The sequence below is a fragment of the Frondihabitans peucedani genome, from assembly GCF_039537585.1.
In the GTDB taxonomy this organism is placed as follows: Bacteria; Actinomycetota; Actinomycetes; order Actinomycetales; family Microbacteriaceae; genus Frondihabitans; species Frondihabitans peucedani.
Window position 1 is genome coordinate 46,168 of sequence record NZ_BAABAU010000001.1, and the last position, 24,473, is coordinate 70,640.

16 protein-coding genes are annotated in these 24,473 nt (G+C 69.7%); 8 read left to right on the forward strand and 8 right to left on the reverse strand.

What is annotated here, in order from left to right:
• Positions 1-7 precede the first annotated feature (7 nt).
• Together ABD733_RS00220 and ABD733_RS00225 are read left to right on the forward strand one after the other, a co-directional pair.
• Complete coding sequence (locus ABD733_RS00220; protein ID WP_344793030.1) at positions 8-2,170, forward strand: glycosyltransferase; 2,163 nt, start codon at positions 8-10, stop codon at positions 2,168-2,170.
• Positions 2,167-3,504 (forward strand): nucleotide disphospho-sugar-binding domain-containing protein, encoded by a 1,338-nt coding sequence (locus tag ABD733_RS00225; protein ID WP_344793031.1) that lies wholly within the window; start codon positions 2,167-2,169, stop codon positions 3,502-3,504. Before ABD733_RS00220 ends, ABD733_RS00225 begins: the two co-directional genes overlap by 4 nt.
• On the opposite strand, the gene ABD733_RS00230 is transcribed toward ABD733_RS00225, so the two are convergent.
• Entirely contained in the window at positions 3,414-4,109 is a 696-nt protein-coding gene (locus ABD733_RS00230; protein WP_344793032.1) for a hypothetical protein, read from the reverse strand. The two genes, ABD733_RS00225 and ABD733_RS00230, sit on opposite strands and share 91 nt — an antisense overlap.
• A 94-nt stretch (positions 4,110-4,203) precedes the next feature.
• On the opposite strand from ABD733_RS00230, the gene ABD733_RS00235 reads away from it, so the two are divergent.
• The 3 genes from ABD733_RS00235 to ABD733_RS00245 are packed head-to-tail and all read left to right on the forward strand — an operon-like array spanning position 4,204 to position 10,431.
• On the forward strand, positions 4,204-6,744 hold the full coding sequence (locus ABD733_RS00235) for a glutamate--cysteine ligase (RefSeq protein WP_344793033.1): 2,541 nt from the start codon (positions 4,204-4,206) through the stop codon (positions 6,742-6,744).
• A gap of 1 nt (position 6,745) precedes the next feature.
• Positions 6,746-8,530: an N-acetylglutaminylglutamine amidotransferase gene (locus ABD733_RS00240; RefSeq protein ID WP_344793034.1), complete on the forward strand. Its 1,785-nt coding sequence runs from the start codon at positions 6,746-6,748 to the stop codon at positions 8,528-8,530.
• Positions 8,527-10,431: a S9 family peptidase gene (locus ABD733_RS00245; protein WP_344793035.1), complete on the forward strand. Its 1,905-nt coding sequence runs from the start codon at positions 8,527-8,529 to the stop codon at positions 10,429-10,431. The genes ABD733_RS00240 and ABD733_RS00245 overlap by 4 nt, the downstream gene beginning before the upstream one ends.
• Here the strand turns inward: ABD733_RS00245 and ABD733_RS00250 are convergent.
• A complete protein-coding gene (locus tag ABD733_RS00250; RefSeq protein ID WP_344793036.1) occupies positions 10,428-11,447 on the reverse strand; it encodes an EamA family transporter in 1,020 nt (339 codons plus the stop codon). The two genes, ABD733_RS00245 and ABD733_RS00250, sit on opposite strands and share 4 nt — an antisense overlap.
• 37 nt (positions 11,448-11,484) lie before the next feature.
• Here ABD733_RS00250 and ABD733_RS00255 point away from each other — a divergent pair, with 37 nt between their 5' ends.
• Together ABD733_RS00255 and ABD733_RS00260 are read left to right on the forward strand one after the other, a co-directional pair.
• Entirely contained in the window at positions 11,485-12,054 is a 570-nt protein-coding gene (locus tag ABD733_RS00255; RefSeq protein WP_344793037.1) for a CGNR zinc finger domain-containing protein, read from the forward strand.
• A gap of 39 nt (positions 12,055-12,093) precedes the next feature.
• Positions 12,094-12,477, forward strand: a complete 384-nt coding sequence (locus ABD733_RS00260; protein WP_344793038.1) for a hypothetical protein — start codon at positions 12,094-12,096, stop codon at positions 12,475-12,477.
• A 138-nt stretch (positions 12,478-12,615) separates the two neighbouring features.
• Here ABD733_RS00260 and ABD733_RS00265 read toward each other — a convergent pair whose 3' ends face one another.
• Complete coding sequence (locus ABD733_RS00265; RefSeq protein WP_344793039.1) at positions 12,616-13,113, reverse strand: DUF4188 domain-containing protein; 498 nt, start codon at positions 13,111-13,113, stop codon at positions 12,616-12,618.
• A gap of 83 nt (positions 13,114-13,196) precedes the next feature.
• Here ABD733_RS00265 and ABD733_RS00270 point away from each other — a divergent pair, with 83 nt between their 5' ends.
• Complete coding sequence (locus ABD733_RS00270; RefSeq protein ID WP_344793040.1) at positions 13,197-13,805, forward strand: MerR family transcriptional regulator; 609 nt, start codon at positions 13,197-13,199, stop codon at positions 13,803-13,805.
• 92 nt (positions 13,806-13,897) lie between these two features.
• Here ABD733_RS00270 and ABD733_RS00275 read toward each other — a convergent pair whose 3' ends face one another.
• From ABD733_RS00275 to ABD733_RS00295, 5 genes are all read right to left on the reverse strand, one after another.
• Positions 13,898-14,548: a nuclease-related domain-containing protein gene (locus tag ABD733_RS00275; protein WP_344793041.1), complete on the reverse strand. Its 651-nt coding sequence runs from the start codon at positions 14,546-14,548 to the stop codon at positions 13,898-13,900.
• A gap of 91 nt (positions 14,549-14,639) precedes the next feature.
• Positions 14,640-15,893, reverse strand: coding sequence for an exonuclease domain-containing protein (locus ABD733_RS00280; RefSeq protein ID WP_344793042.1), 1,254 nt, complete (start codon positions 15,891-15,893; stop codon positions 14,640-14,642).
• Between the two features lie 47 nt (positions 15,894-15,940).
• Positions 15,941-17,221 (reverse strand): hypothetical protein, encoded by a 1,281-nt coding sequence (locus ABD733_RS00285; RefSeq protein ID WP_344793043.1) that lies wholly within the window; start codon positions 17,219-17,221, stop codon positions 15,941-15,943.
• A 20-nt stretch (positions 17,222-17,241) separates the two neighbouring features.
• A complete protein-coding gene (locus tag ABD733_RS00290; protein ID WP_344793044.1) occupies positions 17,242-19,758 on the reverse strand; it encodes an AAA domain-containing protein in 2,517 nt (838 codons plus the stop codon).
• Between the two features lie 546 nt (positions 19,759-20,304).
• Positions 20,305-24,402: a DUF4011 domain-containing protein gene (locus ABD733_RS00295; protein WP_344793045.1), complete on the reverse strand. Its 4,098-nt coding sequence runs from the start codon at positions 24,400-24,402 to the stop codon at positions 20,305-20,307.
• Between the last annotated feature and the right edge of the window lie 71 nt (positions 24,403-24,473).

Below are 24,473 nucleotides of genomic sequence, written 5' to 3' on the forward strand. Positions count from 1 at the left end.
ACACTCCATGGGCATCCAGACCTCGCTCGATGCGCTGCAGAACGCAGAACGCCTCATCGACGCCATGCGCCTCGCCGACGACCTCGCCTTCGAGGCCGGTCGCACCGGCGGCACCCGCACCATCCGCCTCCTCGCGACCGCGCTCGGCGGCGACGACCAGCTGACCGCGATCGCAGCAACGCACGCGCTCGCCGAGGTCGTCGACGAGCAGGCCGACGTCCTCCTGTCGGCGCTCCTGTCGAGCGGCCGCGGGTTCCTCCGCGAGCACGCCGCCAGCGCGCTCGGCTCCCGGCTTCCCCGCCTCGACACGATCGGCCGACTCGTCGGCCTGGTCGTCGAGGGCGGCTTCGGCGGCATGGTCGCCCAGCGCACGCTCGAGCAGTGGTCGCCGCAGATCCCCGAGCCGGTCGCGATCGGCCTCGAGGGCGCCCTCCTCGGCGTGCGCGAGACCGACGCCCGCTACCGCCTGGTCGAGACCCTCGGCCTCGTCCGGGGCCGCATCGCCACCCGCCCGCTGATCGCCGTCGCCCGCGACGCCGGCGAGGCGGAGCGCGTCCGCGTCGCCGCCGTCGCAGCCCTCGGTCAGCGTCGGGGCGAGCGGGGCATCGCCGCCGTCCTGGAGGAGCTCGCGGTCGGCCGCGGCTTCCTCGCCGACACCGCCCGGGTCGCAGTCGTCGACCTGTCCGCCTCCGCCGACGCGGGCGACTTCGACGCCGGGCGCGTCGAGGGCGGCCTCACCGTGGCTCAGCTGTTCCTGCACGCCGACATCGACGCCGACCTGACGCAGGCGGGCAGCGGCGACAACGGCGGCATCGCCACGCTCCTCGTCCGCCTCGGCGACGAGCTCGTCGAGAACCGCGCCGTCGACCGGGTCCTGACCCTGTCGCGGAGCTCCGTCGCGGGCGCGCTCGAGAGCGTCGCCGAGATCGCAGGATCCGACACCGGTCACCTCTACGGACGCATTCCTCTGCTCAGCGAGCCCGTGCCGTCGGCGAGTGCCTGGCCGCTGCGGGTCGCGGCCCGACGCGGCATCCGGCGGATCCTGCGCGCCTCGGGCGGGGTCGACATGCTGCACCTCCGCATGGCCGACGTGGGGAGCCTCGCGGCCGCCGACGTGGCCCGCGAGCTCGACATCCCGGTCGTCTTCACGGTGGCGCCCGACCCGCACGCCGTCATCCAGTCGCTCGACCTGGCCGGCTCTCTCACCCGCTGGAACTTCGGCGACGTCGACGAGATCGACCACTTCTGGTTCCGCAGCCGTCTCGTGCAGGAGCTCGCCTCCAACGCCTCGCACACGGTGCTGTTCCCGCGGCCGACGCTCGAGACCGACATGCGCGAGCTCGTCGGCATCGACGTGACCGCGCACCCCGAGCGCCACACCGTGGTGCCCGAGGGCATCGACCTCGACGTCGTCGACCGCTCCGTGGCCGAGGCGCGCGAGCACGCGGCGGGCGGCGAGGCCACCGAGCCCCTCCAGGCGCTCCGGGCCCTCATCGAGACGCTCCCCGAGGAGCGCCGCGGTCTGCCGCTGGTGATCAGCGTCGGCCGGTTCCACCGGGTCAAGGGCATGGCGACCGTCGTGGAGGCCTGGGCGACCGGCGACCTCCGCGACCGCGCCAACCTCCTCCTCGTCGGCGGCAACCTGGCCGACCCGAGCGCCGACGAGCGCGAGCAGCTCGACCTGATGAACGCGATCGTGCCCGAGCAGGGGCGCGCCGAGGCGGGCCTCCTGCTGCCCGGCCACCTGCCGAACGACACCGTCGCCCGCTTCGTCGCGGCAGCCCGCTTCGGACTCCCCGGGCTCAGCGCGCCGCACGGCGTCTACGTCTGCGGCAGCCTGAAGGAGGAGTTCGGCATCGCGCTCCTCGAGGCCATGGGCTCCGGCCTCCTGGTCGTCGCCCCCGACGGCGGCGGCCCGGCCACCTACGTCGAGCAGGGCGTCACCGGATTCCTCACCCGCACCTGGGACCTCGAGCAGCTCCGCGACTCGATGAGCATCGCGCTGACCGCGAGCCAGGAGGAGACGACCGACGAGCGGGCCGCCCGCTCGCGCGCCACCGTCGAGAGGAGCTTCACCATCCAGGCGATGGCGTCGGCCCTCTCGGCCGTGTACTCCGACGTCCGCGACGACGAGACCTCCCTCCGCGACTGGAGCCACGCCGCCCGATGACGCTCCTCATCATCAGCCCCGACTACGCCTCCCACCTCCTGCCCCTCGCGACGCTCGGCACGGCCTGGCTCGAACGCGGCGAGCGCGTCGTGGTGGCCACCGGGCCCGCGACTGCGTCGATCGTCGAGGCGTTCGGCTTCGAGCGGGTCAACCTGCAGCTGGCCCGCGGCTCGAACCCCGGCGTCATCCGCGCCGAGGAGCAGCCCGAGGGCGAGGACGACTCCCTCCGCGGGTTCTTCGACGCGACCCGCATCGGCATGGTCGAGACCCTGGCATACCAGGCGGGCGAGCGGCTCACCGACCTCATGTGGATGCCCGTCGAGACCGCGCGCGAGGTCCAGCGCGTCGTCGCGGAGGTCCGGCCCGACCAGATCGTCGTCGACCACCTCGCGTTCAGCGCCCGGCTGGCTCTGACGGCCGGCAGGATCGCGCACGCCGACGTCGTCCTGGGCCACCCGAGCGCCCTGCCGGTCGCGGGGGAGGTCTACGGGTTCCCGCCGTCGTGGCCTCGGGCGTTCGACCCCGATCCTGCGGCCCTCGAGAGGCTCCGGGAGCTCTGCGACCGCGTGAGCGAGTCGTTCACCCGCGAGTGGAACGCCGCGCTGCTCGAGCTCGACCCGTCAGCCGATCCGAGCGAGTCGGCGTTCGCGGAGCACGGCGACCTGCTGCTGCTCAACTACCCGGAGGAGCTCCACGACCCCGAGCGGCAGCTGCCGCCGCACGCGTTCCTCGGATCGGCGGTGCGCGACGAGGCCGTCGACCCGGAGGTCGAGGCGTGGCTCGCCTCCTCCGACGAGCCTTTCGTCTACCTCAGCTTCGGCTCGTTCCTCTCGGTCCGCTCCGACGTCGTGGCCAGGGTCGCCGAGGCGCTCCGCTCCCTCGGCCTCCGCGCCGCGATCGCGCTCGGCTCGGCCGACCGCTCCGACCTCGGGGAGCTGCCGGGCGACTGGCTGGTGCGGGAGTTCCTGCCGCAGGTGACCCTCCTCCGCGCCGCCGCGGCCGCCGTCACGCACGGCGGCAACAACAGCGTGACCGAGGCGATGACGGCGGGTGTGCCGGTCGTCGTCCTGCCGTTCTCCACCGACCAGTTCGCCGGGGCGGAGGCTCTCGAGCGGGCCGGGTTCGGCGTGGCACTGCCGCCCAACACGGCGACCGCGGCCGAGCTGGCCGACGGCATCTCGCGCGCTCTGGCGCTGCCGGACGACGCGGCGACGCGTCTCGCTGCCCTGTCGGAGTCGCTCCGTCAGACGCCGGGGCGGATCCGGGCGTTCGAGGCGCTGGTGCCGAACACGAAGTCGTCCATCGACACCCGGTCGGTCGACGCGCGGCGGTAGTCGTCCATCAGGCGGGAGTTCGCGTCGTACTGCGGGCCCTCGCGGAGCTGCGTCTCGTGGTGCAGCGCGAAGACCGCGCCCTCGTGCCGGCGCGGCACCTCGCCGAGGAGCGTCTCGTGGGCGACGTACCAGGCGGCGTCCTCGAAGCCCCAGCCGCGGAACCGCTCGTCTTGCCCGCCGTGGCTCCACCAGGTGGCGGGCGTCGTGACGTAGACCCCGGAGCAGGCGCCTCGGACGAGCTCGAAGTCGCACTCCTCGAGCGGCGTGCCGTCGCGGAACGCGGCGGTTCCCGAGCGGCCGAGCCAGTGGTACTCGGTGTAGGGCAGGTGGACCCGCCCCGAGGTGAGGCACGCCTCGAGCGCCTCCCGGAGCGGTGCCGGCTGCGGCAGCGTGTCGGCGTCGCCGATCACGACGACGTCGTCGCCGGCCGCCTCGACACCCGCGACGCCGAGGTTCCGGCAGCGGGCGAGGTTGAACACCTCGTCGTCGCTGTCGACGGTGACGACCCGGGCCTCGGGGAGGTTCTCGCGGTACCACGACGACACCGCCTCGAACGCCTCGACGCGAGACGGCTGCGGGCGCCAGGGGAGCACGACGGTGACCATGCGCCGAGCCTACCGGCGGCGGAGACCGGCCTTCGCTCATAAGGATCCGCTCAGGGCCTCGACCGCGGTCGCCGCGACCGACTAGCTTCGAGAAATGAGCGCAGAGCTGACCCTGGGGGCGGAAGAAGAGCTGCACCTGATCGACCTCGAGACCAAAAGGCTGTCGGCGCGCGCGCCCCAGCTCCTCTCGAGACTCCCGGCCGACCGCTACGGCGCCGAGCTCCAGCGCACGACGGTCGAGACCAATGTGCCCGTCGTGACGACGCTCAGCGACCTGCGCCGCGAGATCCTGCTGCTCCGGAAGGACCTCGTCGACGCCGCCTCCGCGAGCGACCTCGCGATCGCGGCGGCGGGCACAGCCCCGCGGTCCGAGTTCGCCGACTTCGAGCTGACCGCGACCGGTCGCTACGGCCGCATGCAGGAGCAGTACCGCCTCCTGGTCGACGAGCAGCTCATCTGCGGCCTCCAGATCCACGTCGGAGTCAGCGACCGCGACCTGGCCGTGCAGATCGCCGGCCGGGTCGCCCCGGTCCTGCCCGCCCTCCTCGCCCTCAGCGCGAGCTCGCCGTTCTGGAACGGACAGGACACCGGCTACGCCAGCATCCGCTCGATCATCTGGCAGCGCTGGCCGAGCGCCGGCGCCACCGGGCCCATGGCGAACGCCCGCGAGTACGACCGGATGGTCGAAGACCTCATCGGCTCCGGCGTCATCGCCGACGCGAAGATGGCCTACTTCGACGTGCGGCCGTCCTCGCACGCACCCACCCTCGAGCTCCGCACCTGCGACGCCTGCCCGGTGGTCGACGACGCCGTCCTGATCGCCGGCCTCTACCGGGCCGCCGTCCGGAAGGCCGAGATCGACATCGTCGACGGCCGCCCCGAGACGCTCCGCGCCGCGCCCCTCCACCGGGCCGCCATGTGGCAGGCGGCCCGCGGCGGGCTCGCCGGCGAGCTGCTCGACCTCGGCGCCCACCCCGAACGCCTCCCCGCAGCGCAGGCCGTCCGCCAGCTGGCCGTGTCGCTCCGCCCGCAGCTCGAGGAGCTCGGAGACTGGCACGACGTCGAGGGCCTCCTCGAGCAGACCCTCGCCCGCGGCAACTCGGCCGACCGCCAGCGCGCCGCGTACGCCGAGCGCGGCGAGCTCGACGACGTGGTCGACCTCGTCGTGAAAGAGACGCACGGCCCGGCCTCCGGCGAGCTCCCGACCCTGCCCACCCTCACCGGCTACCGCTTCCGCGCCGGCGACGAGGCCATCGGCCCCGGCCTTCACGCGCGCCCCGCCTACCGCGGCGTCGCCGAGTTCTTCCGCACCCTCGACGGGGCCGACATCGCGGACCGCTGCGAGCGCCGAGACGCCGCCGCCCGCGACGCCGGCCTCCGCTTCACCGTCGACGACGAGGTCCGCGGCTTCGACGTCGACCTGATGCCGCGCATCGTCACCCACCACGAGTGGAAGCAGCTCGCTCGAGGCCTCACCCAGCGGGCCCGCGCCATCGAGTCGTTCCTCCAGGACGCCTACGGCGCGCGCAGGATCGTCGCGGACGGCGTCCTGACCGAGGCCCAGGTCGTCGACGCGTCGGGCTGGCGCGTCGAGGCCACGCTCCTGCCACGAGGGACCGTCCGAGCAGCGGTGCAGGGCTTCGACCTCATCCGGACCGAGTTCGGCGGCTGGCGGGTCCTGGAGGACAACGTCCGGTCTCCGAGCGGGGCCGCCTACGGGGTCGCCGTCCGGTCGCTCCTCGACACCGTCGTGCCGGACGCACCCCGGCCGGCCGGCCTCCTCGATCCGCACTCCGTCTTCGCGCTCCTCCGCGAGACGCTCCTGGCGCACGCACCCGAGGGCGGCGTCGGCGCGGTCCTCAGCGAGGGCCCGGACGCTGCCGCCTGGTTCGAGCACCGGGCGCTCGCCGAGGGGGCCGGCCTCCTGCTCCTGACAGCCGACGACCTCGACGTCCGCGACCACCGCGTCGTCGAGAGCTCCAGCGGCACCGTCGTCGACGCCCTCTACCTCCGCCTCGACGGCGAGCTCCTGGACCTCCGCTCCCACGCGTCCAACGACCTCGGCGTCCGCATCATGGACGTCGCGGCGACGGGCGACGTGTTCCTCGCCAACGCCCCGGGCAACGGCCTGGCCGACGACAAGGCCATGTACGTCGCGGTGCCCGACCTCATCGAGTACTACCTGAACGAGAAGCCGCACCTCGAGTCGGTGCCGACGTACCGGCTCTCGGACGAGGCCGAGAGGCTGGCCGTGCTCGACCGGGTGGGCGAGCTCGTCACGAAGCCCGTCGACGGGTCGGGCGGCGTCGGCGTCCTGATCGGTCCGAGCGCGTCGGCCGCCGAGGTCGCCGCGAGGCGGGTCGAGATCGCGCAGGATCCGGCCCGGTGGGTCGCTCAGGAGGTCGTCTCGCTCTCCTCGCACCCCACCCTCACCCCGACCGGCCTCGAGCCGCGCCACGTCGACCTGCGGGCATTCGTCTACCTCACCGGTGTCGGTCCGACGCAGAGCCGCCTCGCCGACGTGGGCCTCACCCGCGTGGCCCCGGAGGGCAGCATGGTGGTGAACTCCTCCCGCGGCGGCGGCGCGAAGGACACCTGGATCATCGGACCAGAACCGGCTCCGGAGGGGGACTGACATGTGCGGCCTCGCCGGGGAGCTCCGCTTCGACGGCCGCGCGGCCGACGCCGCCGACCTCGTCGCCATGTCCGCGTGCCAGGTGCACCGCGGCCCCGACGGCGACGGGCTCTGGACCAGGGGCCCGGTCGGCCTGGCCCACCGGCGCCTGTCGATCATCGACCTGAGCCCCTCCGGCGCCCAGCCCATGGTCGACGCGGAGCTCGGGCTCACGATCGCCTACAACGGGATGGTCTACAACTACCGGGAGCTCCGCGACCAGCTCCGCTCGCGAGGCCACCACTTCTTCTCCTCGTCCGACACCGAGGTGATCCTGAAGGCCTACGCCGAGTGGGGCACCTCGTTCGCAGAGCACCTCCTCGGCATGTTCGCCGTCGCCATCTGGGAGCACCGGTCGGGCCGGTTGATCCTGGCCCGGGACCGCCTCGGGATCAAGCCGCTCTACTACACGCAGAACGCCTCGCGCCTGAGGTTCGCGTCGACGCTGCCCGCGCTCCTCGCCGCAGGCGGCGTCGACACGACCATCGACCGCGACGCGCTGGCCTGCTACATGACCTTCCACTCCGTGGTGCCGGCGCCCCGGACGATCCTCACGGGCGTCAGGAAGCTCGCCCCGGCGACGATCCGCGTGGTGGAGCCGGACGGCACGTGGCGCGACGAGACGTACTGGGAGCCGTCGTTCTCGCGGGATCCTGCGTACGCCTCGCTGTCGCCCGCCGACTGGCAGGACGCCGTCGTCGACTCCCTGCGGACCGCCGTCGAGCGCCGGATGGTGTCGGACGTGCCGGTCGGGGTGCTCCTGTCGGGAGGCATCGACTCGAGCCTCGTCGTGGCGCTCCTGGCCGAGGCGGGGCAGCAGGACCTCTCGACCTTCAGCATCGGGTTCGAATCGGCGGGCGGCGAGTCGGGCGACGAGTTCGAGTACTCGTCGCTGGTCGCGAAGGAGTTCGGCACCGACCATCACCGGATCCCGATCTCGTCTGACCGGATGCTGCCGGGCATCGACGGCGCGATCGCCGCGATGAGCGAGCCGATGGTCAGCCACGACTGCGTCGCGTTCTACCTGCTGAGCCAGGAGGTGTCGCAGTCGGTCAAGGTCGTGCAGTCGGGCCAGGGCGCCGACGAGGTGCTCGGCGGCTACGACTGGTACCCGCCGCTCGACGGCGTGCCGAGGAAGCGCGCCGCCGACGCCTACGCCGAGGTCTTCTTCGACCGCCGCTGGCGCGAGATGCCGCGGCTGCTCCGGCCCGAGTGGCTGGCCGACGACGACGTCCCGACCGCGTTCGTCCGCTCGCACTTCGACGCCCCCGGCGCCGACACCGCGGTCGACGCCGCCCTCCGCATCGACACGACCGTGATGCTCACCGACGACCCGGTGAAGCGCGTCGACAACATGACCATGGCCTGGGGGCTCGAGGCGCGCGTCCCGTTCCTCGATCACGAGTTCGTCGAGCTGGCCGGCAGGATCCCGCCCGCCCTCAAGCTCGCCGACGGCGGGAAGGGCGTGCTCAAGCGCGCCGCCCGGGGCATCGTCCCGGACGCCGTCATCGACCGGACGAAGGGGTACTTCCCGGTGCCGGCGATCCGGCAGCTGGAGGGGCCGTACCTCCAGCGGGTGCGCGACGCGCTCCTCGATCCTGCCGCGCGCGAGAGGGCACTGTTCCACCCGGCTACCGTGGAGTCGATGCTCTCCTCGCCGAACTCCGCCCGCACGACCCTCGGGTCGAACGCCCTCTGGCAGCTCGCCACGCTCGAGCTGTGGCTCCAGGCGCAGGGGATCGCGTGACGGTCACGGCCGCGGTCGACCCGTTCGTCGCGTCTCTCGTCTCGGCGTGGGGATCCTGGGGGCCGACGATGACCCGGAACGCCCGCCGCGTCGCCTTCGTCAGCGACCGCTTCGGAGTCCCCGAGGTGTTCGTCCAGGACGTCGTCGTGTCGGTCTCCGCCGCCGACCTGCCGGAGCCGGTGCGGATCGTGCTCTCCGACGACCCCGTCATCAGCGTCTCGTGGTCGGCCGACAGCGCCTGGCTCGCGGTCGCCGTCGCCACCGACGGAGGCGTCCGGCAGCAGGTCTGGGTGGTGCGGCCCGACGGGACCGACGCGCAGCGGATCGCAGGATCGCGCGACCAGCACGCCGAGCTCGGCCCCTGGTCGCGCTCCGGGCACCGCGTGGTCGTCACCCTGCCGTCGACGGAGCCCGAGCAGCCCGCCCGCGCCTACCTCGTCGACCCCGAGTCGGGCGAGCGCGACGACCTCGCCGTGGGAGACCTCATCCACATCCTCGACGTCTCCGTCGAGGAGCGCCTCGTCGTGCTCCGCGACGGCGGTCGAGGCCGCGAGTTCGTCGTGGTCGTCGACCGGCTGACCGACGACGACTTCCCGCTCCTCACCGAGCCCTGGGCAGGATCGGCCGAGACCGCGCTGATCCGCCCGTCGCCCGAGAGCGAGTCGTCGCCCCTGATCGCCTACCTCTCGACCGAGGCCGGGCTGCCGCGGCGGTCCCTCGTGGCGATGCCGCTCGGGCCGCACGGCTGGCGCGGCACCTCCCGGGTGCTCGCGGCCCGCGACGACGCCGAGCTGGAGTTCCTCGACGCCGACGACGCCGGCCGACTGCTGCTGCTCGTCTGGAACGTCGCCGGGCGCTCCTCGCTCGAACTGCTCGACACGGCCTCGGGGGAGCGGTCGGAGATCGCCGGGCTGCCCGGTGCCGTGGTCACGCACCCGGTCATCTCGCGGGACGGCCGCAGCGTGCTGCTGACGGTCGAGGGGCCCACCCGGCCGCGGGAGCTCTGGCGGCTCGACACCGGCACGCGCGCCTGGTCGCCGGTGACGTCGACCCCGCCGCTGCCGGAGGGGCTCGTGGAGCCGACGCTCGAGACGTTCGCGGCGCGCGACGGGCTCGCGGTGACAGGGTGGCTGTATCGGGGTGGCGGTGCTGGCGGTGCTGCTGCTGGTCCTGCTGCTGCTGCCGCTGCTGGCGGTGCTGCTGGCCCGGCGCTCGTGCATCTGCACGGCGGCCCCGAGTCGCAGGAGCGCCCCACCTTCTCGCCGCAGCACCAGGCTCTCGTCGCGGCCGGGATCACCGTGTTCGCGCCCAACATCCGGGGCTCGTCCGGGTTCGGCAAGGAGTTCGTGCACGCCGACGATCTCGAGAAGCGCTGGGCGGCTCACGCCGACGTGGTCGACAGTGCGGGGTTCCTCGCGGCGGCGGGGTTCGCTGATCCTGCGCGGATCGGCGTCACCGGACGCTCGTACGGCGGCTACGCGACCCTCGCCGCGCTCGCCTTCTCGCCCGGCGTGTTCGCCTGCGGGATCGACATCTGCGGGATGAGCGACCTCCAGACCTTCTACCGCGACACCGAGCCGTGGATCGCGTCGGCCGCCACGACGAAGTACGGGCATCCCGTCGACGACGCCGAGCTCCTCGCGGAGCTGTCGCCGCTCGGGAGCGCCGACGCCATCGAGGTCCCGCTGCTCGTGGTGCACGGCGAGCTCGATACGAACGTGCCGATCGGGGAGGCGCACCAGATCGTCGACGCGCTGACCGCGCTCGGGCGGCCGGTGTCGTACCTCGAGCTCGCCGGCGAGGGGCACGAGTACCGCCGGCTCGACTCGCGGACCGCCCTCGTCGCCGAGCTGGTCGCCTTCGCTCGGGCTGTGCTCACTGCGGAGCGAGCGGCGAGCTAGGCGAGGGTGAGGGGCGCCGTCGGGGTGGGGTCGACGGTCGGCCCCGCGGCGATCGGCCCTGCAGCGACAGGCCCTGCAGCGGCAGGCTCGAGCCCGGCCGGCTCCCGCGCCGACCGCACGAAACCGATGCCGCCCAGGATCAGCGCCCCGCCGACGAACTGCAGCGCAGTGAGGTCCTCGCCGAGCAGCAGCCAGGCGTAGAGCGTCGCCGCGACGACCTCGAGGAGTCCCGCGAACGACGCCAGTCGTGTCCCGAGCATCTCGCTAGCCGTGATGTTCGCCGTGTATGCGACGGCGGTGGCGACGACGCCGACGATCAGCATCGGCACCCACCACGGCACGATGCCTCCGAGCACCGTGGTCGGGGCCGTCGAGATGGTGAACGGGACGAGGCCGGTGAGCCCGACGATCCCGAGCGCGATCCCGCCGATGACGAGGCCCGCGGCAGCCAGTGCGACCGGCGGCAGGTCGTCGCTCGGGGCCGCGGCGACCACGTAGTACACCGCGCAGCCGACCATCGCGAGGGCGCCGAAGGCGAGGCCGAGGGGGTCGAGGTGGGCACCTCCGGCGGGGCCGACCACGAGCACGAGGCCGGCCACGGCGATGACGGAGCCGATGAGCACGACGACCTGGGGCATCCTGCGGCTCGTCGCCCAGGCGAAGGCGACCAGGAGCACGGGCGCCATGTACTCGAACAGGATCGCGGTGCTCACCGGGATGCGCTCGAGCGCCGCGAAGTAGACGAGCTGCGTGCCCGAGACGCCGATGAGCGCCATCAGCAGCACACGCCAGCGGGCCCGCCAGAGCGCCGACCAGCGGCCGCGGAGCAGGATTACGGCGGCCGGAGTGAGCACGATGCCGCCGACGAGCGCACGCACCGTCACGGCCGCCGCGGGGCTCCAGCCGGCCTCGAGCAGCGGCTTGATGAACGCGCCCGACATGCCGAAGCTGAACGCCGCGATCACGGCGATCACGAGGCCGGCGGAGGTAGACGAGCGGGGGCTGGTGCGGGGCATGATCCGACGGTAGCCTCGTCGTGAGTAAGGAGTCAATTTGCATTTCGCCCCTGACACCGAGGAGGCGCTGGCGTTCACCGTCGCGCTCGTGAACACCGTCGCGGGGGCGAGTCGTTCGGGGGAGGACGAGCTCCCGGATCCTGCGTCGCTGACCGCCCTTCTCGACCGGTACGGCTCCACGGGCCGCTTCGACCGCGACGACGCCGAGCTCGAGGCGGTGCGAGCGACGCGGACCCTCTTCCGGTCGATCTTCACCATGAGCCGCGACGACGCCGTGGTCGCGGTCAACGGGATGCTGCACGATGCCCGGGCCCTGCCGCAGCTGGTCCGTCACGACGGGTACGACTGGCACCTCCACGCGACCGAGCCGGACGCGCCGCTCGACGAGCGCATGCGGGTGGAGGCGGCGCTCGCTCTCGTCGACGTGCTCCGGTCGGACGAGCAGGGGCGGCTGCGGGCGTGCGGCGCACCCGACTGCGAGGGCGTGCTCGTCGACCTGTCGCGGAACGGCTCGAAGCGGTTCTGCAGCGTGCGCTGCGGGAACAGGATGAACATGGTGGCGTTTAGGGAACGGGCGGCGGAGTCTCAGACTTCGGCGCGAGAATGAACGGGCACCGGACACCCGCCCGACGCTCGAAGGACCGAGATGGAAGCCGTCAGTTACAGCGTCTCGATGGCGCTGTTCGCCGTGATCCTGACCGAGACCGCTGTCGGTGTCCGCGCGAGGCGGGCGGTCGCAGGATCCCGCGAGCGCTACGTCGCCCTGACTCAGCGGCGCCTGCTGAGCTGGGTCGTCAACATCGGGTTCTTCGTGCAGGGCGTGCTCGGGATCGCCCAGGGCGAGACCCTCGGGTTCGTGAGTCTCGGGTTCGCCGTGTGGCTGTCGTACTCGGAGATCAAGAACCACAAGGACGACGACGACTGGTTCAACGGCCGGATGAAGAAGATCTGGACGGGCGTGAAGAAGCGGCTGGCTGCTGCTGCTCGGCCGCCGGTGCGGATCCCGGCGCCGTCGCCCGTGTTCGGGTGAGGGTGCTTGTGCTTGTGCCCGTGCCCGTGCTCGTGCCCGTGCTGGTGCTCGGGGCTCGCGACACGCAGTTCGGCTCGCGACACCGGTTGTAGCGCGTGTCTGCCGCCGGAATGCGTGTCGGGGCGGGCCCCGACCGGCTCAGGCCTCGGGCCGCTCGCCGGTGCGGCCCGCGTCGGATCGGGCCCGGGCGCGGTCGGACGCCTTCGTGACGGGCACGGCCTCGGTCGCCAGCGCGAGTCCTGACGCGGGGACGCCGACGTACATCGACTCGGCGCGGTCGACGACGTAGGTCTCGTGCCAGATGCCCACCGCTCCGGGTGCTGAGCGAGCGCGGCGATTGAATGCCGACCAGGCAGGGCGGTGGGTGGACGACGGGGCGGACGCGTAGGCGTAGAGCTTCTCCTGGGAGCTCCAGTACTGGACGAGGAGCGGCCCGCCGCCGGTCAGGGTGAAGCGGAAGCCCATGAGGCCCGACTCCCGGTCGGAGAAGAGCTCGGTCAGCATCGGCGTCATCGCGAGGAAGACGGGCAGCCACTGGTCGATGCGCCAGGGCTTGTTGATGCGCATGCCGATGAGGAACACGACGAGTTCGCCGGTGTAGCGGTGTGTCATCCTGCCGGATTCGACGCGGGCCATGGTCACTCCTTAGATTGGATACCTACACTCCCCAATATTGGAGAGTCGTACTATCCATGTCAAGAGCTCGAAGGGAACGCGTCATGCGCCTCTCGGAACTGGCCCGCGCGACAGCGGTCTCCGCGCCGACCATCAAGTACTACCTCCGGGAGGGGCTCCTGCACGACGGCGCCCTCACGAGTGCGACGCAGGCCGAGTACGACGAGTCGCACGTGACGCGGCTGCACCTCATCCGGGCTCTCGTCGGGGCGGCCGGCCTGAGTCTGTCGCAGGCGCGTTCGGTTCTCGACGCGGTCGACTCGCCGCCCGAGTCGCTGCACGACCTCCTCGGCCGGGCCCACGAGGTCGTGACTGAGCCCCACCACGCCGACGTCGACACGACCGAGGCCGAGGGGCTGCTCCGGCGGTGGGGCTGGCCTGTCGAGGGCTGTGATCCGCGCGTGATCGGCGGCCTTGCTGCCGCTCTGGCGAGTGCTCGGGCCGCTGGCTTCGTGTTCCCGGAGGCCGTGCTCGACTCCTACGGCGATGCCGCCCGGCGGATGGCGACCGCCGAGCTCGACGCGATCCCGCTCGAGTCGCCGGCTGCCGCGGTGCGCTACGTCACGCTCGGGACGCTCCTGGCCGAGCCGGTGATCCTGTCGTTGCGGCGGCTGGCGGAGCAGGTGGCGTCGGGGGAGCGGTTCGAGGGGTGACGGCCCCGCGCTCTTCGCGACCATCGACGGCAAGCATCGACGGCAAGCATCGACGGCAAGCATCGATCAGTCGACCCGGCGAGCTGGAGTGCCTAGGCTGCCCGAAAGACCGACTCGAGCAGCCGAGTCGTCTTCTCGACGTCGATCCCGGTCGAGGTCTCCGCCAGGAGTCTCGAGACGAGTCTCTTGCGCCAGTACACGTCGACACCGCGCACGCGGAAGTCGCCTCCGAACATCGGCCAGTCGGCATCGACGAAGCAGAGGACGCCTCGAACGCCCACACCCGGCGCGGCCGTCCGGACGCGCTCGACCTGACCGAGAACGCCCTCGACCAACTTCGTCTGATCACGGCCTCCGACCATGAGTCGTTCCACTCGCGGTCGGATGATGCCGCCGTCGACGCGAAGGGAGGGCCGACGATTTCTGTACCGTTTCGCATCGACGACCCAGATGCCGTGCGGTGTCACGACCAGGTGGTCGATGTTGGCCCTGCTCCCCGGGATCCTGCGGTCGTGGAGGACCCGGACAGTGTCGGAAGCGATCTTGTCGAGGGCGACTCCGACCTCGCGCTCGCCGATCGCGCCACTGGCCCAGGCGGCCGTGCTCTGCCTCTCGTCCGACAGGGCTACGGCGATACCGCCCAGTCGCCCCCACTTCGCCCTGGTCTTGGCCTCGTCATTGGCCTTGCGTCGGTCGTACTCCCGTTGTGCTGATGCCCCGGCTCCACCGGCCCCCGTCGTCATAGGCTCATTGAGCCAGACGGTTGTCGGCGGCGGGAGCCCCAGTCTGCGGCTCATCACCACTCGCCGTTCGTATTCGACGAGAGCTGCGGGCTCAGAGCAGTCGCCGGAGTTCCTCACCGCTCATCACCGGGATTCCGTAGTGCCGCGCCTTGCGAGCCTTGCCCGAGAGGCTGTCGGGGTCGGCTGCGACGAGGAGGGTCGTCTTCTTGGTGACCGCGGGAGCGACGGTGACCCCTCCAGCCAGCAGCCGAGAGGCGATCTCGTCGCGGGGTGCCCAGAGTTCGCCTGTGATGACGACGACGTCCGCCGTGGACAGCGCCATGGGACGACTATCTCGTTGCACGGCCTGACTCGCATGAGTGGCCTGGGCAGTAGGAACGCTTGGTGCTTCGAGGGCGCGAGCGGCACGATCCTGCTCGATGTTCAGGATCTTCGCGACCGCCCCGATCTGGGACGCCTCCGAGGGCGTCAGGATCCCGTCGCTCCAGGCGGCCTCGACGAGAGCGTCGAAGTACTGGTCGTGCAGGATCCTGCGCTGACGTTCGTCGAGCCCGAGGCTCTTTGCGAGCTGGTGCAGGTCGTCTGCCTCTTCGAGGGACAGGAAGCCATCCGAGAGCGCTCGGTCGAGCATCGCCGCGTAGGAGTCGTCTTCGGCGGAGGCTCCGAGCGGTGGCAGGCGGTCCGTCAGAGCCTCGAGGAAGCCTGCCGGCACGCTGCTGACTTCAGCTCGGCGCGGCCGGGGGTACCACGTGGCGCGTTGTCGGCCTGCGGTGGTGGGCCAGGGGAGGCGGTTGGCGAAGTCACCCCACTTCTCCCACCACTCCGGGGTGTCGCTGCCCGCGTCGAGGTAGGCGGCCAGAAGCTGCGCCGTCGCGCGTGCGTCGGCGAGCGCCTCGTGTGCGTCCGTCAGCTCGATGTCGTAGGCGGCGCAGCAATCGGCGAGCTTCCGTCCGGACCCTGGGAGGAAAGTGCTGGCGAGCTTCATCGTGCAGAGCGTGGACTGAGGGTCGAGCGGGCTGCTGAAGCCGGCCCGCTCGAGCTCGGCGTTGAGAAAGGGGATGTCGAACTGGGTGTTGTGCGTGACCACCACACGCCCGGCCAGCAGCTCGACGAGCTTCGCGGCGATGGCACTGAAGGTCGGTGCGTCGCGCACGTCCGCCCCGACGATGCCGTGAATGCGGGTCGGCCCCAGGTCTCGCCCAGGATTGAGGACCGTCTGATACTCACGCCCGAGTTCGCCGGAAGGGCTGACGTGGACGATGCCGATCTCGATGACGCGATGGTGATGCGAAGGTGAGAGCCCGGTCGTCTCGAAGTCGAGGACGGCGTAGCCGTTGTGCGTCATGTGTTCCCCCTGGTGGTTCTAGCCCTCAACGCCGCTGTCGGTTCTCTCTAGTTCTCCGGTGAGCCTTCGAGGTCGTCGGAGGGGACATCGACCTCTTTGGGCTGGCTCGATCTATCGCCCCGAGCCCGCTCAGCGACCTGATCCGCCATGTCAGCGGTGATCGTCCGAGCCCTCTTGAGTACCGAGCCTCCGAAGCGGCCTACCAATTCGATCCCGTCGGCGCCGTTCTCGATCGCGTCGTCTTTCAGGTCTCCCGCAGCGTCACGCCATCGCTTGGCCGACAGCGACTCGCGGTCCGCTTCGATGCCGAGAACTTCGTGAAAGTCGCCGATACCCGTGGCGACACGGTTACTCGTCTGGACGACCTCGCGTGGCTTGAAGGGATGGAAGAGGACCTTCGCGTTGGCGCTGCCCGCAGCAGCGTCCACCCGCTCCATCAGGCGCCCGGTACTGCCCGCGATGACATCCAGACGCTTCTGCCGCGCGATCGTGAGGCCGCGGCGGTGCCGATCGAGCTCCTCTGGGCTGGAGGTGAGAACGCGGTCGAGTTCGAGCACCGCCATGGCATCCTGCAGCTGGAAGCACCGAGCGAGTACGGCCAGCCACTCCTGGACAGTGGGTTCAACCGCCGCGATCGTCTCGGCCATGTCGCCGACGCCGTGCTGACGTTCGACCTTCTCCACGATCGCATCCAGCTGACGAAGTGCGTAGGCCTGGGTCGACTTGAGTGCGGAGGACGACGACTGGACCTTCGACCAGGTGATGTCGGAGACCCATCCCACCTCGTGTCGTAGAGTCATCGCTTCGTCGATCTCGAGTTCGGCGCCGATCATGCCGGCGACGGCAGCATCCTTCTGCGCGCGAAGAACCTCGTCGACCTTGGCATCGATGACGGCGAGGTAGTCGGCGATGTCGTCCATCTGCTGTTGCATTGCCATCTGCGACATGATGCCTGCCGCGCCTGCGAGCATGGCTGGGTTGAGCGCCATCATGCCGCCACCCCTGGCAAACTCGAGGATGTGCTTCGTCTTGCCGTTGCTCATCAGGACGGCGCGCGACAAGCCAGGCTGAGAGCCCTTCATCGGTGGGAATCTATTCAGAGCCTTGGCTGATTCCTTCGTCAGCTTCACCCAGCGCCCCGAGCTCGCCGCGATTTCCGACCCGACCTTGAGCGCAGCGGCCCCGTTGCTCAGAGCCGACGTGACGCGAGTGAGGTCGAGCTCCTTCGAAGGAAGCCCCTGCGATGAGAGAAATCGCTCCACTGCTGCAGGCTCTCCGATGACAGCCAGGCCGTCGTTGTCTCTGATGAGCTCGATTTCGTCGTCCATTGGTTCCCTCATCGTCTGATTCACTTTTCGCGTTCGTCGAGGAAATCGACGAACGCCTTCTTCTGGGGCACGTGGACGAACCACTGCGAGTCGTAGCTGAGCTCGCCCGCAACCTCGAGCGCGCTGCCCAACCGCTGCAGGCAACGTGAGTAGAAGCCCGCCTTGTGCGCCTCGAGGTAACCCAGCTTGGTCGATCCGTTGTACACGGCGACTGTCGCAGTGTCAGCACCCTCGATCGGCTCGTCGACGAGGAAAAAGCGGTCCTCAGCGACGTCCTTCCGCCGCTCCCAGCTCAGGAAGAGGTCGGCGCCGGTGGTAGCCAGTCGTGCTGTGGGGGCATCGAGCAGGGCTGTGGCTGTCGACGGGTCGAACTCCTCGGTCAGCGTCGCGGCGGCGGCTAGGCGGGCGGAAGGAAGAGGTGCCGGCGACGACACGTCGTCGTTCGTCGGGCGAGATCCTGTGCCCGCGACGATGAGGTCGCCGGTGCCACGCGCCACCCGTCCACGGCCCTCTGCGAAACGCAGAGCCTCGACGAGACGTCCTCGGATGGCTGTTGTGAGACGTACGCCGCCGAAGACACCCAGGGTCGCCCGCAGGAGCTCCTCCTCGGGCATGCCAGCAGCTCGCCGAACGAGGTCGGCCATGGCGTTGGCGAGTTCACGGTTGCTGATCGTCTCGAGGGCACGCGACGACCCATCGCGAACGGGGCGGAATCCGGTCCACTCTTCGGGGTCCAAGTCGGTCGGCCAGACGAAGTTCTCATCCGATGTCCGCTCGAGGTGGTTGGGAAGGCATTCGAGAACGGTCAGAATCCGCGGGCCACTCACCTTGTTGAGGCCGAAGGCAGACGCGACGAGCTTGGCTAGACGGACCGACTGCACGGGGCCCTCGGCGTCGACGATCTCCAGCACGATCTCCTGGATGGCTGCGAGGTTGGCCCGCCTACGCCAGTCATCGAGCACTTCGATGCTGCCGGCCACACGTGGACGCCAGGGAGTGAACGGCGTCATATCCGGGTCGGCCGAGGCAGGTACGTCGACGACTGGCCTGTCCATCGTAAGAGCAGCGGCTCGTGCGCTGACCGGTTCGTACTCCCGCATGGCGGTCACGGACGATTCGACGTCGTCGGTCGTCTCACCTGTGAGCGCAGGCGTGGAGGCACGTGGCACCACGCGAGGTGGCGTGGGCGGTGGCGGGGTGAGGGACGGCGCGACACCGATCGAACCGGCTACCGGTGCGAGTGTGGTCTCCGTCGGAAGCAGGCGGACAGACGTGGCGGGCGTCACTTCTGCAGGCTGATTCGAACGAGAGCCGTCTGTGGCGGTCGCGACGGCCTCAGCCTCCGCGGCCGCTGCCTCCTCGACTCGGCGAACGGCATCCTTCGTCGTGGCCTCGAGCCGCTCCACGACGGCCGCGCTGTCATCCAGCCACTCGGGCAGCCAGACGCGCTCGACGGCCGGCCAGTGCATGAGTCCCTCAAGCACCTCGATCGGCAGGGCGTCTCGGTCGGCCACCGTTCGCCGCTGCGACCAGGCGACGCCGTCGAGCAGGATCGCGAGCACCGGCTCGTCGGGGTCGTCCGCGGTCGCGACGACCAGATCGACCTTGAAGTCGGACAGCCCGACGTCGGTCTGCACACTGAGCCCGCGCTCGCGAAGTGCCGCGGCGATCTCGTCGCGGTGGCGGTCGGTGACAAGCGGACCGCTGCGAGCACGGAGAGTCTGCTGTGGTCCTTTCTGAGCCAGCTCGAGGTAGGCACGCAGGTCTTTGATGCCGCGCGAGGTGGTCTCGTCGGCACGGAGATCCTGCGGGTCGAAGCTCGAGAACATGATGACCTGACGGCGTGCCCGGGTGATCGCCACGTTAAGTCGTCGCTCGCCGCCGTAGTTGGTCAGCGGTCCGAAGTTGAGGGGTAAGACTCCGCGGTCGTTTTTGCTGAAGGCCGTTGAGAACAGAATCGTGTCGCGTTCATCGCCCTGGACGTTCTCGAGGTTCTTGACGAACAGGCCGTCCTTCGCCTCAAGGGCCTCGGCGATCCGCTCGTCACCCGAGTCGCGGAGCAGAGCCTCGATCAGCGTTCGCTGCTGGGCGTTGAACGTGATCACGCCGACGGAAGGTGTCGCATCCGTCGACGCGTCGAACCGTTGCTGCACCTCGGCGACGATCGCCTCCGCCTCGACGGGGTTGGTCCGGAGCTCCTTCGTCGAGCCGCTCCGGAGAAACTGCCCGTTCACTCGCACGAGCGAGATACCGTGACCGTCGATGCCGGCGTCGACCTGCCCGTGAGCCGGAGCCGGGAACGAGGTGAGCTGCTCGTCGTAGTAGTAGCGGTTGCTGAACGCGATGAGCGATTCGTCCTGGCTGCGGTAGTGCCAGCTCAAGAACTGGCGCTCGACCCGGGCCTGGACGCATTCCGCGAGGATCGACTCCTCGTCTTGCAGGAGGAAGTCGTTGGACTCGACGCTCTCGTCGTCGTCATCACCAGCCGAGGGCTCCGCGAAGGAGGTCGGTGGCATCTGCTTGCTGTCGCCGACCACGACGATCGAGTTCGCTCGTCCCATGGCGCCGATCGCATCCGCGACCCGCACCTGCGACGCTTCGTCGAAGACGACGATGTCGAAGAGGTCGCCCTGGGCCGGGAAGAAGCGAGCCACTGAATCGGGGGAGACCAGGATGCACGGGGTCGCCTGCACGATCAGGTCGAGGTATTTGATCATCAGATCGCGCACCGAGAGCCCGCCTCGCTGGCGATCCAGCTGCTTCTGCAGCTCGCCTACTCGGCCACCGCTCGTCTTCGGGTCGAAGGTCCGGCGACCGACTACGAGGTGCGGCGCGACAGTGGTCTGCAGCGAGCGGAGAGCGCGTGCCGTCTCGGTGTAGCGCCCGATCTGCGTGTTGTGGCGCACGGGATCGAATGTGGAGAGTCCCGTCACGGCGAGGCGTTCGTCCTGTGCGGACTCGGCGTAGCCGCGTTCGAAGGCGCTTGTCGCGAAGTCCGCTGGGATGTCGCCGGTGAGAAGCGCCTCGTAGGCAGCGGTCAGACCTGCAGTTCGCAGTGGTGCCAGTACGCGACGCCAGGCCACCTAGTGCGACAGTGCGACACCTCGGGTCGTGGACGTGTCGCGGCCGGGCCGCGAGTCATTCCAGGCGTCGAGAAGCCGTCGGTCGCCTCGCCAGGCGTCCCATCCAGCAGTTGTCGTGCCGGGCGAATGCAGCAGATCGTCGAGAGCGTTCGCAAACCGGTCGATCTTCGTACCGACCGTCGCGTCGACGCCGCGTGAGGTCGTGACGAAACGCTCGAGGGTGTTCCGGAACGGTACCTCCGACACATCGGTGGTCGTGGACACCTCCGTGACTTTGTTCACCCACTCGTTCCAGTCGAGGACGTCCAGGACGGCGTGGCGCTGCTCCGCGACGAAGGGATTCCAGTCGGAGTTCGTGCTGACGCCTGGCAGGGCGTTGGCCCTGGTGTAGAGGTCGATAGCGGCATTCTGGAACGCGACGAGGCGCTCGGCCAGAGGGACAAGAGACCCCACCTCGATCGTCACGCCGGGACGAACGACCGGACCGAGGCTGTCGACGATCGCCTGCTGACGCTTCTTGCGCCCGAAGAAGCCGGACTCGGCTGCCTCGGTGGACGCCTGCAGGATGCCAATGAGGTCTTGGTAGAGGGCCTCCGGCGAGACGACCGAGAGAACATCAGCGAAGGCGGGTTCGATGCCGTCGAGGTCAGCGCGGAGAGCGGCAACGTCGGCGACCACGTTCGCACCTCGGAGACCCTCGAGAATCGACGGCTGGACACGCGGCCTGACCGCCACGCGGGAGAGAGTCGACAACTGATCCGGCGCCGACGCCTCGAAGAGCGCTGCGCCGAGTTCCTCTGTCAGGTCGAGAGCGCCGAAGGCCTCGTCGAACTCGTGGATCCTGCGCTGGACTTCGTCCTCGTCGAGCGACTGGTCTTCGGAGACGTCGATGAAAGCCCAAGCGTGGTGCGCGGTCGGGCGGGCGCGCAGGGCACTGTCGGGGACATCGCGAAGCAGATGGCGAATCGATTGGAGTCGTTCACGGGAGACGGATCCGGCCCAGTCCACAGGAATCGGAAGTGCATGATCGGCGACGGCCGTGGCGAGAGCAGAGTTGTGCGCGGCATAGAAGCCCTGGCCGGCCTCGTTCGGCTCGTGCAGGCTTCGCGCGTAGCGGTCGAGCGCGCGCCGGGCCGTGTCGAGATCGTTGGAGGTGGTCAAGAGACCGTCTTCGTCGATCGTCGTCTGCGCTGCGAGCGCTTTCTTCAGGTGCGAGCGGATCTCATTCGGACGACTGCCGCGATCGTGGAGGTCGAGGGTGAAGGGGCCCAGCCCGACCGCGGCCAGACGGGACTGGACGACCTGGAGAGCCGCCTTCTTCTCCGCCACGAAGAGAACTCTCTTCCCGTCGGCGATCGACTTGGCGAGCAGGTTCGTGATGGTCTGCGACTTGCCGGTGCCCGGAGGGCCTTCGAGGACGAAGGTCCGGCCGGCCGTCGCAGCCGCGACCGCTTGCAGCTGAGACGAATCCGCCGAGATCGGAAGTCTCGTCAGAAGCTCGTCGAGGTCGACGTCCTTCTCGACATCCGCGGTGAGCGCGGCGGTGTCGACGAACGCCTCCTGCGGCTGCTCGATGAGGTGGCGCACGAGCGGGTTGGCGGCGAGAGCTTCCCAGTTCTCGTCGAGGTCTTTCCAGAGGCGGAACTTGGCGAACTGCAGAATCGCGACGTCGACCGTCGCTTCGACACGAGCCGGGATACCGGAGGCGAGGATCGCCTCACGTGTCGCCTGGAATGCAGCGTCGAGGTCGATGCCGGATCCGTCGAGTGCCGGATCGGCCAGACCTGGAATGGTGACGTTGAACTCGAGTCGCAGCTTTTCGAGGAGGCAGAAGTTCGGTGTCGACATCCCTGATTCGTCGAGCGTCAGGTGGTAATGGCCGCCCTTGGTCTGAGCACGGAGGTTCACCGGGACGAGGATGAGCGGTGAACGGATCTCGCGGTCCTTCAGCGTCCACACCAAGGATCCGAGAGCGACGTAGAGGTTGTTCGCGCCCGACTCTTCGACGATGGTCTTCGCTTTGTAGGCCAGCGCGCGAAACTTCCGGAGGTACGCGTCGGCGGTCACGTCAGTGAATGCCTGATGCTTCGTCAGGAGCGCCAGCCGATCCTCTTCGGACAGCTGGGCCCCGGTGCGGATTCCCTGACTCTTGGCGACCGCGCTGATCTGATCGGAGGGCAGGAGCGCGATCCGGTCACTGGCGCTGAGGTAGTCCTCGAGTTGGCCGAGGCCTTCATCGGGAACGGCGAGAGGAAGCCGGGCGCTCGGGGGGAAGTTGATGAGACGGTTCCGCAGGCTCAGGTCGAGGAGGCTGTTCTTCCACTTCTCTACGCGGGCGGGGGCCGCAGGTCGTGACGGCTGGTCTTGGGGAGTGGCGACGGGAGGCACGTACTTCGGCGCCTCGACCTTCGGAGCGCTATACGAGGTGAACGTGATGCTGCCGTCGGCGGCGATCGACTTGGCCGGGAGCGGCAGGATCTGGCTCGTCCGAGCACGAAGAATGTCGGTGATGCCGCGGACATCCGTGACAGCCGTGTTCAAGGCTGTGGCTCGTCCGGTCTTGTGAATCGCCGAGATGAAACTCGTCTCGTGGTCGATCGTCAGCATCGTCGTCTCGACGACCCCGATACTGCCGAGCCCGATCAGGTTCATGATCTGGGCGATGAGCTGAGCGTCCGTGGCGGCAGGCTGGGGGAGCAGACCTTCCGTTCGCCAGTAACCGAGGAAAGCATGGCCCGTCACGACGAACAGGAGGGGCCGAATGCCGACTCGTTCGAGCGCCGCGGCGAGGACGACGGTGGTGTCCAGGCAGGTGCCGAGACGCCCGTCGAGCACCTCCGACGCTGTTCGGATCTTCTGGCCGTCGTCCGTCCAGCTCGCCGGGGGAAGGGCGTAGCGGATACTGCGATTGCGCATTGCGGTCATGACCGCGTCGACGACGACGTCCACCTCTCTACCATCGGTGCCGTCGGTGTACACATCGTGAAACGAGCCGGAGCCCGTGGCGCGTTCGAGAGCGTTCGACGCCTCCTCGGTGAGAGATTCGAGCGCGGGATCGTTGGGTTTCACGAAGGCGGCGAGGAGTTCCATGCCGGCTTCAAGCGGGGCAGCCAACCATTGCGTGGAGGCGAGGACCCTGACCGGCGCCACCCGGCGCGCGATGACGTCACCCGCGAAGAGGAGGGTCGCGATGACCGAACCCGGCCGAGCTTCTTCGATCTCGGACATGGCTTTCGGATCGAGGAGGAAGTCGACCTGGGGGACGGTGAGGTCTTCACCTTCGACCAGATCGACGAAGAACTCTTTCGGCTCGCCGAGCGGACCGTCGACCGTGTCGATCCCGATGGTGAGTTGGGCACCCTCGAGAGAGGGCCCGTCCATGTGGACGACGAGACGACTCACGACCGGGAGCCGATTGTGCGCCATGGCGTAGCTGACGACGGGTACCGCCGAGATCTCGATCGAGGCGAGGCTCGTCTCGGGGACCGCCGAAGGCTCGGGAGCGCTTGACTGCTGGTGAGGTTCGTCGACGCGGATCAGCCGCTCCGGCGTCCCATGATCGACGGATACGACAGCCGCCTCAGCGGGGGCGGACACTGTGTGTCCAGGCGTCGTAGTCGGGGTCGGCGATTCCGCGGGCTCAACCGCCTGCGTCGGCCCGGCCATTGCGGCCTGGAGTTCCCGGCGAAGCTGCGTGAGGTCGTCGCTTTGGGCGGCCCCCATGAGGGCAAGCAGGCGTTGCGCCGTGTCGACAGCCCGATACGCGTCTTCGTCGGTGAAGACCATGTTGTGGGCCCAGTTGTTCCGGACCTCTTGAAGCTCCTGCACGTAACGACCGCCCGACCGTCCGAGCTGGGCATCGAAGGGCTGTCCGATATTGCCGAAACGTGCGAGAAGGGTGCGAAGCATGACGTGAAGGTCGTTGCTCTCGTATTTCTTGCCGTATTTGCCGTTGACCTCGTCGAGCTTGCGGAGGAGCTCGGTCCAAGACATCCCGCCGTTGATGCGCGGACGGAGAGTCGTCTCGATGATCGGCTCGAGCCCCTGGGCCAGCAGAGTCAGGGCACGAGAGACGTAGTCGTTGTTCGTGAGCTTCATTCTTTTCTCCCCCGGGGAGCGTCGGATTCGCTCCTCGGGTCAATCGTGTCATGAGCGACCGTCATCCCAGC

Coding starts and splice junctions, on each gene's coding strand:
- ABD733_RS00270 (WP_344793040.1), top strand. CDS start 13,197: ATGCGCCTCTCGGAACTGGCCCGCGCGACAGCGGTCTCCGCGCCGACC.
- ABD733_RS00295 (WP_344793045.1), bottom strand. CDS start 24,402: ATGAAGCTCACGAACAACGACTACGTCTCTCGTGCCCTGACTCTGCTG.
- ABD733_RS00235 (WP_344793033.1), top strand. CDS start 4,204: ATGAGCGCAGAGCTGACCCTGGGGGCGGAAGAAGAGCTGCACCTGATC.
- ABD733_RS00225 (WP_344793031.1), top strand. CDS start 2,167: ATGACGCTCCTCATCATCAGCCCCGACTACGCCTCCCACCTCCTGCCC.
- ABD733_RS00275 (WP_344793041.1), bottom strand. CDS start 14,548: ATGACGACGGGGGCCGGTGGAGCCGGGGCATCAGCACAACGGGAGTAC.
- ABD733_RS00265 (WP_344793039.1), bottom strand. CDS start 13,113: ATGGCCCGCGTCGAATCCGGCAGGATGACACACCGCTACACCGGCGAA.
- ABD733_RS00220 (WP_344793030.1), top strand. CDS start 8: ATGGGCATCCAGACCTCGCTCGATGCGCTGCAGAACGCAGAACGCCTC.
- ABD733_RS00280 (WP_344793042.1), bottom strand. CDS start 15,893: ATGACGCACAACGGCTACGCCGTCCTCGACTTCGAGACGACCGGGCTC.
- ABD733_RS00230 (WP_344793032.1), bottom strand. CDS start 4,109: ATGGTCACCGTCGTGCTCCCCTGGCGCCCGCAGCCGTCTCGCGTCGAG.
- ABD733_RS00240 (WP_344793034.1), top strand. CDS start 6,746: ATGTGCGGCCTCGCCGGGGAGCTCCGCTTCGACGGCCGCGCGGCCGAC.
- ABD733_RS00250 (WP_344793036.1), bottom strand. CDS start 11,447: ATGCCCCGCACCAGCCCCCGCTCGTCTACCTCCGCCGGCCTCGTGATC.
- ABD733_RS00260 (WP_344793038.1), top strand. CDS start 12,094: ATGGAAGCCGTCAGTTACAGCGTCTCGATGGCGCTGTTCGCCGTGATC.
- ABD733_RS00285 (WP_344793043.1), bottom strand. CDS start 17,221: ATGGACGACGAAATCGAGCTCATCAGAGACAACGACGGCCTGGCTGTC.